9 protein-coding genes are annotated in these 11,454 nt (G+C 44.6%); 8 read left to right on the top strand and 1 reads right to left on the bottom strand.

The window, feature by feature from the left end; all coding sequences use genetic code 11:
* The first annotated feature begins 6 nt into the window (after positions 1-6).
* The 3 genes from mutL (at position 7) to LP667_RS10100 (ending at position 5,906) form a co-directional block, all read left to right on the top strand.
* On the top strand, positions 7-2,034 hold the full coding sequence (gene mutL / locus LP667_RS10110) for a DNA mismatch repair endonuclease MutL (protein WP_056988395.1): 2,028 nt from the start codon (positions 7-9) through the stop codon (positions 2,032-2,034).
* 251 nt (positions 2,035-2,285) lie between these two features.
* On the top strand, positions 2,286-2,618 hold the full coding sequence (locus LP667_RS10105; protein WP_225366501.1) for a hypothetical protein: 333 nt from the start codon (positions 2,286-2,288) through the stop codon (positions 2,616-2,618).
* A 225-nt stretch (positions 2,619-2,843) separates the two neighbouring features.
* Complete coding sequence (locus LP667_RS10100) at positions 2,844-5,906, top strand: YfhO family protein (protein ID WP_021732539.1); 3,063 nt, start codon at positions 2,844-2,846, stop codon at positions 5,904-5,906.
* 197 nt (positions 5,907-6,103) lie between these two features.
* Here the strand turns inward: LP667_RS10100 and LP667_RS10095 are convergent, their stop codons facing one another.
* Positions 6,104-6,628, bottom strand: coding sequence for a DUF1015 family protein (locus LP667_RS10095; RefSeq protein WP_056988396.1), 525 nt, complete (start codon positions 6,626-6,628; stop codon positions 6,104-6,106).
* A 204-nt stretch (positions 6,629-6,832) separates the two neighbouring features.
* Between LP667_RS10095 and ruvA the strand changes: the two genes are divergently transcribed.
* The 5 genes from ruvA (at position 6,833) to yajC (ending at position 11,442) form a co-directional block, all read left to right on the top strand.
* Complete coding sequence (gene ruvA / locus LP667_RS10090; RefSeq protein ID WP_021732537.1) at positions 6,833-7,444, top strand: Holliday junction branch migration protein RuvA; 612 nt, start codon at positions 6,833-6,835, stop codon at positions 7,442-7,444.
* 16 nt (positions 7,445-7,460) lie between these two features.
* Entirely contained in the window at positions 7,461-8,471 is a 1,011-nt protein-coding gene (gene ruvB / locus LP667_RS10085; protein WP_021732536.1) for a Holliday junction branch migration DNA helicase RuvB, read from the top strand.
* A 17-nt stretch (positions 8,472-8,488) separates the two neighbouring features.
* Positions 8,489-9,523 (top strand): tRNA preQ1(34) S-adenosylmethionine ribosyltransferase-isomerase QueA, encoded by a 1,035-nt coding sequence (queA, locus tag LP667_RS10080; RefSeq protein ID WP_021732535.1) that lies wholly within the window; start codon positions 8,489-8,491, stop codon positions 9,521-9,523.
* A 314-nt stretch (positions 9,524-9,837) separates the two neighbouring features.
* Positions 9,838-10,980 carry a tRNA guanosine(34) transglycosylase Tgt gene (gene tgt / locus LP667_RS10075; protein WP_021732534.1) on the top strand — a complete coding sequence of 381 codons (1,143 nt, stop codon included), beginning with the start codon at positions 9,838-9,840 and terminating at the stop codon, positions 10,978-10,980.
* A 78-nt stretch (positions 10,981-11,058) separates the two neighbouring features.
* Positions 11,059-11,442 (top strand): preprotein translocase subunit YajC, encoded by a 384-nt coding sequence (gene yajC, locus LP667_RS10070; RefSeq protein ID WP_021732533.1) that lies wholly within the window; start codon positions 11,059-11,061, stop codon positions 11,440-11,442.
* Positions 11,443-11,454 lie beyond the last annotated feature (12 nt).

Below are 11,454 nucleotides of genomic sequence, written 5' to 3'. Positions count from 1 at the left end.
ATGGTAATGGGGAAAATTCATGAATTAGCTTCCGTGTTGGCGGATCAGATCGCTGCGGGTGAAGTTGTGGAGCGGCCCGCCTCGGTCGTTAAGGAGCTCGTTGAGAATGCCGTTGATGCGCATGCGACGCAGGTCGATATTTTAGTTCAAGAGTCTGGTGTTCAGTCAATTCGGGTTATCGATGATGGTGATGGCATTGATGATGCTGATGTTTTAACCGCTTTTAAACGGCATGCTACGAGTAAAATTACGTCGCGTGAAGACTTGTTTCGCGTCCACTCCTTAGGCTTTCGAGGTGAGGCGCTACCTAGTATTGCTTCAGTGGCGGATGTGGTGATGAATACGAGTACTGGTACTACTGGAACAAGTATTCATTATCGGGGTGGTAAGCTGTTGCAACAATCACCAGCACCCTTGCGACAAGGAACTGACATTACAGTTACCGATTTATTCTTTAATACACCCGCACGGCTTAAGTATTTAAAATCACCACAAACCGAATTGGCTAATATTTTGGATGTGGTCAATCGCATTGCACTGAGCTATCCAGCAGTCGCATTTCGGCTGGTTCATAATGCGAAAGAACTGTTAAAGACGGCTGGTCGCGGTGATTTACAACAAGTAATTGCCGGTATTTACGGCGTGCAAAATGCCCGTAAAATGGTTGCCATTCAGGGGGCAACTACTGATTTTAAGCTGACTGGATTTGTGGCCTTACCGGAATTGACACGGGCAAGTCGTCAGTATATCTCCGTCTTGATTAATGGTCGTGCCATCAAGAATCAGCAGTTGACAAAAGCCGTCATCAAGGGCTATGGGTCCAAATTAATGGTTGGCCGGTATCCGATTGCAGTGATTGCCTTAACGATGGATCCGCTACTAGTGGATGTGAATGTTCATCCCACGAAACAAGAAGTACGACTGAGTAAGGAATCAGAATTATCTAAGCTGATCAGTACCACGATTACGGACCGGTTAGTGGATGTGAACTTGATTCCATCGGCATTGACCAATCTTGGTAGTCACCGGCGCGAACATTTAAATACGGATCAATTAGCGATGGATTTGAACGCCGTTTCGTCACAGTATCAGGTGGCGGATAAGACTACTCCGGCGTCGACTGAGCAATTTGCAGCGTCGCTGGCCGCAGCAACCCTTCATTCAGCGGCTGCCACAACAATGGTGAGCGCCACGTCGGCAACCCCGAATACCGAAATGACTAGCGAAACGGTTGTACCTGAATCGATAGCCAGTAGTACCACGGCGCCAATTATGATTAGTCATCGTGACGAACTGGGGACGGCGCCAGTTAAAACCTTTGATCAGCGTTACCAGTCTGAAGCGGCAGCGTTACCGTTTGGTAAGGAAGCTGAATCGGTAGTGACTAGTAACTCAGCGGCAGTCCCAACTAGCGAAGCAACTGATGCGGAACGTTTTCCCCAATTACGTTACTTAGGTCAAATGCACGGGACTTATTTATTGGCCGAGGCGGATGATGGCATGTATATTTTAGATCAGCATGCGGGCCAAGAACGAATCAATTACGAGTATTACCGGCAAGCAATTGGTGAGGTTAGTGCGGATCAGCAGAACTTGTTAGTACCAATTATTTTGGATTATCCGACGAGTGATGTTTTAAAGATAAAGGAAAAGTTACCGTTGTTAGCGGCGCTTGGGATTCATTTAGAGTCGTTCGGTGGTAATAGTTTTATTGTGCATGCTCACCCGACTTGGTTTAAGGCTGGGCAAGAAGAGGATACGATTCGTGAGATGGTTGATTGGCTCTTACAGGATGATAAGTTGACGGTTGCTCAGTTCCGAGAGAAGTCGGCCATTATGATGTCTTGTAAACGAGCAATCAAGGCGAACCATCATTTGGATGATCAGCAGGCCCGTGCATTGTTAGCCAAGTTGCCCACTTGTGAGAATCCGTTCAATTGTCCCCATGGACGACCCGTGACGGTTCATTTTACGAATTCAGACATGGAGCGGATGTTCAAACGAATTCAGGATAGTCACGAAGCTCGCGATTAACGTGATGGTTCTCAAAAATGAAAACTAATAACTAAGTTTCCCCCACAGCTCTAATAGCGTGGGGGCTTTTTTTGCAGCTGGTGGCATTAATAGACTTAAGTTGAAATCAAGAATAATGACCGGTTTAGTTTTAACTTGTGTAGTTCAGATTGAATTGACTAGCAGAGTTAGCTATGATTAACTGCAATGGGTGGCTAGGTGTATACAGATTATCAGTGCCACGCAACACGATTGGAGTGATCAGTGTGGATATGACCAAACTTTATTATCGGCAAGTCTACTCAGCTTATTGTTTTTTAGCGGATTTACCAGAGGCCACGCCAACATTTATAGCTGGCCGCAAAACATTGTGGCAATTGAATGCGCGTCCGAGTGCTAAAAGTGCCAAGATGATAACGTTAAATTTGTATGAACAAGTCAATGCTTTTGAAATGCAACCGGACTGTCATGATCAAGCGGAAATTGCGACGATCAACTTGCAACGCGATAATGCGATGAATGGGTTACAACTATTAGTGAGATTGTTTGGGAGTTACCCAGCAACCACGACCATCGAAACTTTGGATAATTGGGATTGGCGTTAATTTTTTGACGCATGATTAATGAAAAACAAGGAGCGGTTTTTGATAGTTGATGTTAATGGGGATTTAGTTTGCTGGGATGGTATTCAATGAGGCTCACGAATTTATTAAGATTAGTGTTGAGCGGCACGAGGTTGAAATGTTCATGGTAAAATAAGACCATTGTTTTATATAGCAAAATATGGGGATTACGTGGTCAGCGTAATTACAAGATAGGGGCACCTGATTTTGAAGACAGTACGGAAGATACCACTAGTCGTCTGGTACACGGGGATGTTTGTGGTTATCGCGACGATTACTTATAGCGGGCTTTTCTTGGCCGGTCGAACATTAATTTGGGAAGTGGATGGCATTGCACAACACTTCCCGATTTTATTGGAGTTTCAACGGATCTTACAGCAACATCCGCAGCAATTATTTAGTTGGTCATGGAATCTCGGTTTGGGGGCCGACCAACTGACGACTTTTTCTTACTATGTTGTCGGTGACCCGTTTAATTACTTAGTAGCGTTTGTTTCTCAGGACCACTTAGAATGGGCTTACCAAGCGCTGATTTTATTACGATTATACTTTGTCGGACTGGCTTTTTTGGGCTTTAGTCATCAGTTCAAGTTTAAACGTATGAGTCGCTTGATTGGGACTTTAACGTACACGTTTACGGCTTATACGTTTTACGTGGGGATGCACCATCCGTTCTTTTTATTACCAATGATTTGGTTCCCGCTACTTTGTTGGGCGATTGAACGGGTCTTACGGGGGCGGCATTGGTTGCCGCTCAGTTTAATTACTGCCATCGTTATTTTGAGTAATTTTTATTTTGCTTACTTGCTGGCGTTAGGTGGGTTGATCTACGCCTTAGTTCGTTTTTGGTCGCGGCACCGTGAGCAGTTAGTGATGCGGTCGTTTGGCCAACTCTTCTGGCGACTATTAGTGGCTGTCGGGCTAGGGGTCGCGATGGCTGGTATATTGTTAGTACCCACGTTATTAGCAATGTTAACGGCAACGCGCGCAAGCTTTAACTTTGCGAATGGTCTGACGAGTTATCCAATTAATTATTACGTCAATTTACCCAATCGACTGTTAACGAATGGTGGCAGTGTTCAATACTGGGTCACCTTGGGGTTAAGCAGCATTAGCTTTATAGCAGTTATTTACACGTTGCGTCATTTTAAACGCTATTGGGTGCTCAATTGGGTCCTTCTAGCGATGATGCTGGGTATTTTATTACCCCAATTTGCAGCCGTGTTTAACGTCTTTTCAACGCCATCCAACCGGTGGTTGTTAATGGCTACGTTAGTTTTTGCCTATGCCACAATGGCCTTTATGGACCAAGTGACCGCTTTGACTGCGACCGATCTCAAATGGTTAGCAGGGATTAGTGGAAGCCTACTTATTGTTATTTGGTTGATTAACGGCTTTTATCTTAATATTCGTAAACACGATATTGCGACTTACTTGATTCTGCTCGCTCTAATTGGGGTGCTCATGGCCCAGCAGTCATTAAAATTGACCAATTGTCAGTTTTACGTGTTATTACTAGGGGTTGTCACACTGAATCTAGCAAACAACGGGCTCGGTTGGTTGAGTGTCAATACGAATTCTAATAGTACTGAACAGTTGCGTCAGGGTGCAGCGATGAAGTGGGTCAAAAATTATTTTGATGGTGCCCAGAAAAGTTTATCAGCAACGGGGCAATTTTATCGGACAGCGTTGGCTCCCAACTATTATACGATGCGTTCGGCTGAGAGTGATGTACCGATGGTGTTGGGAACCCGTACCGTCGGGTCATACTTTTCGGTTCAAAATGGCTATGTGGGGGCTTTTAGTCAAGCTTTGGGAAATTCCGAGTACGCGATGAACTCGCCACTAGGGTCACTGGATGGTCGCACGACGATGTATAACTTATTAGGCGTTAAATATTTGTTTGCACGTGAAGATCAGTTGAAGAAGCAAGCCTTACCAGCCGGATATAAGGTTGTTAAGATGAAAACTGGCGAACCAAAGATTTTTGCGGATAAGTTTATTTATGGCATGAGCAATCATACTGGAACAATTTTATTGAAATCCAAGCATGCGTTGCCGTTAGTCTATACACAACGGCAGCAGATCAGTCAACGCCAATTTGCGCGTTTGAATGCTGTTGATCGTGAACAGGCTTTGTTACAAGGTGTCGTCACCACGCAGTCCGTTAGCGGGGTTAAGTCCGTTAAGCCAGCGGTCACCAGCCAAACTGTCGACTACTCAGTCCAAGCGGACACGACGAACGTTTTGGATACCTTGGACAAGGTGATCATTTATCGTAATCAACACGCGACCGGCGCGTCAAACAACGCATTGACTAAATTACCGGCAGATACGATCACATTAACACCGGAACAACGGGAAAGTTTAACGCCCACCACTGGTCTCACCAAACCGTCTAATCGCGTGCTTGACTTGATTGCAGCTAACCAAAAATTAGTCAAAAAAAATCAGGAAAAAAACGCGAACGGGTTAACGAGCATGATCAGTGATGTCCAGGGCCATCAGATGCCATACCAATTGACCATCAAACATCCCAAACGGTATCGAAACACGGAACTCTATCTCGTGCTAGATGGCATCAGTTATCGACGTTCTTCAATCAAAAATGCTTTGACGACGAGTCAAAATACAAATGTGTTTACGGCGCGTCCATATACCAAAGTCGATTATCTAGATGATGTTCGGGATGGTTTGAAGGGTAATCTAAGTGCCAGTGGCTATTCCTTAACTGCTCAAACCATGGATAATTTGACGAGTTTCAGTCAACTGGGCACAACGAATATGTCGGATTATGAGCCACGCACATCAGCAGTGATCAACTTAGGGTATAGTAAGCACGCACGCAAGTTGATTACACTGAACTTCACGAGTATTCGTAGTTTACATTTCAAGTCCGCTAAATTGATTGCTGTACCGTTAGGAAAGACTTATCGCCAACGGACGCGTCAACTACAGAAGAGCGGGCTGAAACAGCAGCGGGTGACTAATAATCAGATTACGGGAACCACGATGACTAAGACGGCAACTGTGCTGACGACGTCAATTCCATACTCGTCCGGCTGGCAACTGCAAGTCGATGGTCATACCGTCAAGACGCAAGTGGTCAACAAGGGCTTTGTGGGAGCTAAGTTGACAGCTGGTCGGCACCGAATCCGACTCACTTATCGGACGCCTGGATTAAAAATTGGTTTGTGGCTGAGTGTAATTAGTGCTGGTATTAGTTTGGTGGTTGCATGTTGGTGGTGGTTACGCCATCGTAGGCGGTAAACTTGATTAAGGATGTTGTACGTCGTTAATCTGGGTCATGATTCGTGCTAAAGAATAATTAGCGCAATGTGCAAGATTGTTGTCTTAAAATGGGCTTCTCAAGAATCGAATGTGATTCTTGAGAAGTCCATTTTAATTTATCGGCAATAACGTAAAGAAGCGTGTCGAAACCGGTTGATTTTATAATTGGCGCACCTTTAATTATGAGGCGTTGCCATGGCAATCAACTGATCAGGAATAGCTGGCGCGGTTGCGAATTTTTGCCATTCAGTTGTTGACACTAGCATTACTAGTGGCGTACTAATCGTCGTCAACCACGTTTTTTGCGGTGTGACTGGTGCCATGGCAGCGGTGATGTCGGTGTTGACTTCAGGTTCGGTAATCTGCCAGAGACGATGCGTCACGTGAGCGGTGTCCGTCACTTCAACTATCGGTGCAAAATGCCCCACCCAGTCGTCAATTAGCATCTCAATAACGGGTTGTTGCGGATAAAGCACCGTATTGATGGCACCAGGAACCATGGTTGTCACGGTTTGATCAATTGGCCAGCTGGCAATTAAACGCCACTGGTGAACGCCGTTGAGCGTTAGTTCATACCAGTAATAACTGGAATCAGGCTGGATGATTGTGTCGTGGTGGTCCCAATCAGTAGTAGTAGCAGTTTGAATTTTAGTTTGACCAGTTGCGGTTGGTAACACCGCTTTAAACGGTTTAAGTTGCATAGCGCGACCCTCCTAAGACTTTGAGCATAGCACGCCATTTACGCCTCAGCAAGCATTTATTGTCATTAGCGCTATCAAATCAACTGAGGGGGACTAGGCCAATATTAAAATTTGGTTTTTATCGATGCACCAGTGTTAAGCCGCTATAAAAATGTGGTACAATTTAGCAAGCAAACATACGTTTTATTTAAAGGAGTTTTTCCGGTGTACGAATATTTTCTCGGTCAAGTGACCGATGTAACCCCCGGTTTTGTGGTGATTGAGGTCAATGGCATTGGCTACAAAGTGCTAACGGCTAATCCGTACCGCTATCAGGTGGGACAAACTGCAGTTAAGATGTATATCCACCAAGCCGTTAGTGACAATGGTATGAGCCTATTTGGCTTTTTTGATGCTGACGAGAAGGCATTGTTTGAAAAGCTGCTCGGTGTTTCGGGGATTGGTCCGAAATCGGCACTGGCAATTTTGGCGAACAACGACCATGCTGGCTTGATTCAAGCCATTAATCAAGAAAATGCCACTTACCTGACGAGTTTTCCAGGGGTGGGCAAGAAGACGGCCCAACAAATTGTTTTAGATTTGAAAGGCAAATTAAATGATCTGAACGTTGATGTTACGGGTCAAACGGCGTTGGATGTGAATGCTCCAGCTGTTGACGGAGCGTTAGCGGATGCATTGGCCGCTTTAGAGGCCCTTGGGTATTCGAAGGCTGATGTGAAGAAAGTGACCAAGAAGCTGGAAACGTTTAGTCAAGCGCAAGCTGCTGATACTAATACGCTATTAAGCGAAGGCTTACGATTATTGATGAAGAAGTAGATGGGAGGAGTAGCGAATGGATGATGACAAGTTATTATCTGGGGATAAAGCTGATGACGAAGAAGCTTCATTAGAAAAATCGCTACGTCCGCAAACGTTAGCCCAATACATTGGCCAAGCACGGGTCAAACATGAATTAGGCGTGTATATTGAAGCGGCCCGCAAGCGTGAAGAATCTTTAGATCACGTGTTGCTGTATGGTCCGCCGGGATTAGGAAAGACAACGTTAGCGATGGTGATTGCGAACGAGATGCAGGTCAATATCCGGACGACTAGCGGTCCAGCAATTGAAAAGCCTGGTGATTTAGTGGCGCTCTTGAATGAACTGGAACCAGGTGATATCTTATTTATTGATGAGATTCACCGGTTGCCAAAAATCGTTGAAGAAATGCTATATTCAGCCATGGAAGACTTTTTTGTTGATATTGTGGTTGGACAAGGGCCGACAGCTCATCCCGTGCATTTCCCATTGCCGCCGTTTACCTTAATCGGAGCAACGACACGGGCTGGGATGTTATCGGCGCCATTGCGAGATCGGTTTGGGATTGTCGAACACATGGCGTATTATGAAGTTGCGGATTTGGAAGATATCGTTAAGCGGACTGCAGATATTTTTCAAACAAGCATCAAACCGTCGGGGGCCCACGAAATTGCACGGCGCTCACGTGGCACGCCACGAATTGCGAACCGATTATTCAAGCGGATTCGTGATTTTGCGGAAGTTGCCGACCAGGACGCCATCGACGAGGCAATCGTGGCACGCTCGTTGACCTATTTACGTGTTGATGATGCGGGCCTAGACGAGACTGACAATAAGCTTTTGCGGACGATGTTAGAATATTACGATGGTGGTCCGGTTGGGCTAGCAACCATTGCTGCTAATATTGGTGAAGAGACGGATACAATTGCGGAAGTCGTTGAACCGTACTTACTTCAAATCGGATTCTTAAAGCGGACGCAACGTGGTCGGGTCGTTACAATTAAAGGTTATCAACATTTAGGGGTTCCATACCCCCAAAATAAATAAAGATAAGAGGTCACAATATGAGTTTAACACTTGAAGATTTTGATTATGATTTACCACACGAATTGATTGCTCAAACACCGATTAAAGAGCGGGACAGTTCACGGTTATTGGAATTAGATCGCCAAACGGGTGAAATGCAAGACAAACATTTTTACGATATTATTGATCAACTTAATCCAGGCGACGCGGTCGTGATGAATAATTCACGCGTGATGCCAGCCCGCTTGTATGGTGTTAAGCCTGAAACTGGTGGCCATGCGGAAGTTTTATTACTTCATAACACAGAAGGTGACGAGTGGGAGACGTTAATGAAGCCGGCTAAGCGTGCCAAGGTCGGTACGGTGATCTCGTTTGGTGATGGTCAGTTGACAGCGACTGTGACCGCTGAAAAAGAAGACGGGATTCGAATGATCGAGTTCCACTATGATGGCATCTTTATGGAGATCTTGGAGCGTCTCGGTGAAACACCATTGCCACCATATATCAAGGAAAAGCTCGACGATCCTGATCGTTATCAGACGGTCTATGCCAAAGAAAATGGCTCAGCCGCTGCACCAACGGCGGGTCTTCATTGGACAAAGGAACTTTTACAAAAGGTTCAAGACAAGGGTATTAAGTTAGTTTACTTGACGCTGCATGTCGGATTAGGGACTTTCCGACCAGTTGAAGAAGATAATATTGAAGATCATAAGATGCACAGTGAGTTTTACCGGCTAGATGAAGATGCTGCCAAGACGTTAAATGAAGTCCGGCAAAGTGGTGGGCGCATCATTGCGACTGGAACGACGTCAATTCGGACGCTGGAAACGATTGGTAGTAAATTTGATGGTGAAATCAAACCTGATTCTGGTTGGACGGATATCTTTATCAAACCTGGTTATCAATGGAAAGTTGTGGATGCATTCATTACGAACTTCCACTTACCAAAGTCGACCTTAGTCATGTTAGTTGCAGCCTTTACGGGGCGTGACTTGATTTTGAAGGCTTACCAGCACGCCATTGATGAAAAATACCGCTTCTTCAGTTTTGGGGATGCTATGTTTATTCATTAATTAGGCTGAACTTGAAATAGGAACTTGTTGGGGCTAATCGAAAATCAGTGGTTAGATTGATCTAAACAGTAATGGTTGCTTGCAGGTTAATGATTAATAGCTGATTTTGGGCCCCATTTTAGCATTTTTAATATTGATTAATAGTCGCTTCAAGAAAGTCTAATGGATTCTTGAGGCGACTATTTGATATTAGGGCTATTTTGCGATGTTTGGCAACACCTTACAAGTTACTCGTGGCGTTGTGACTGGTTCACGACTGGATTTCGTGCTATCATTGTTTGTGTTTAGCAACATTTTGATACGGAGGAACGGATATGGAACCGGCAATTAAATACCGATTAATTAAGAAAGAAAAGCATACTGGGGCTCGACTTGGCGAACTGATTACGCCACATGGAACTTTCCCAACACCTATGTTTATGCCCGTAGGAACACAGGCCAGTGTTAAGTCACTGGCCCCTGAAGAATTGGATGCGATGGGTGCGGGTGTTATCTTATCAAATACGTACCATCTTTGGTTACGGCCCGGCGAACAGATTGTTAAGGAAGCTGGTGGCTTACACCAGTTTATGAATTGGAAAAAGGGTATCTTGACAGATTCAGGCGGTTTTCAAGTTTTCTCATTAGCTAAAAACCGCGATATTACCGAAGAAGGGGTTCATTTTAAGAACCATCTGAACGGTTCAAAGATGTTTTTGTCACCCGAAAAGGCCATTCAAATCGAAAATGATCTTGGCCCGGATATTATGATGAGCTTAGACGAATGTCCACCGTTCTTTGAAAGTTACGACTATGTTAGTAAGTCGGTTGCCAGAACGAGTCGTTGGGCTGAACGGGGCTTAAAAGTTCACCAACATCCCGATTACCAAGGCTTATTTGGTATCGTTCAGGGGGCTGGTTTTAAAGATTTGCGTGAACAAAGTGCAAAAGATTTAGTTAGCTTGGACTTTCCTGGTTACTCGATTGGTGGTTTGTCAGTTGGAGAATCTAAGGCTGAAATGAATCATGTCTTGGACTTTACAACGCCGTTATTACCAGAGAATAAGCCCCGCTATCTGATGGGGGTTGGTTCAGCGGATGCGTTGATCGATGGTGCGATTCGCGGTGTTGATATGTTTGACTGTGTTTTACCCACGCGAATTGCCCGTAATGGGACTTGTATGACCTCACACGGCCGACTGGTGGTCAAGAATGCGGCCTATGCACATGACTTCACACCCCTAGATGATAATTGCGATTGCTATACTTGTCGTAACTTTACACGCGCCTATATTCGTCATTTAATTAAGGCGGATGAAACGTTTGGGTTGCGATTAACGAGTTATCATAACTTGTACTTCTTATTACACTTGATGAAACAAGTACGGCAGGCAATTATGGATGACAATTTACTGGAATTCCGGCAGAATTTCTTTGAAATGTACGGTTTTAACGAGAAAAACCCGAAAAACTTTTAGTGATACTGGTATTTCAGACTGTAATTTGTTAAAGTTAAAGATAGTCAAACTTTTACTTAAGATTAGGAGCGATATTAAATGGGTCAAATGGCATCAATTCTGTTCATCGTGGTCATGTTTGCTTTCTTATACTTCTTCATGATCCGTCCACAACGGAAACAACAACAACAGCATCAACAAATGTTAAGCAAAATCAAACGCGGTGACAAGGTCACAACGATTGGTCGGCTACACGGCGTTGTCGATGAAGTTAATGAAACTGAAAAGACGGTTACCTTAGATTGTGACGGTATTTTCTTAGTTTTCGATTTAAACGCAGTGGCAAAGATTTCACCAGCCGAAGATACAGCAGCTAAGACGGTTGCACCAGAATCAGGTGCGGCGGCTGAATCAGCAGCAACGTCTGAAGTTGAATCAGCAAGTTCAGCAGCAGACAATGAGTCTGATTCTGAAGCTAAATAATAATTAAAGATA

Origin of the sequence: Lactiplantibacillus paraplantarum (genome assembly GCF_003641145.1) — a bacterium.
In the GTDB taxonomy this organism is placed as follows: domain Bacteria; phylum Bacillota; class Bacilli; order Lactobacillales; family Lactobacillaceae; genus Lactiplantibacillus; species Lactiplantibacillus paraplantarum.
This window is presented reverse-complemented; position numbering and strand designations above follow the sequence as displayed.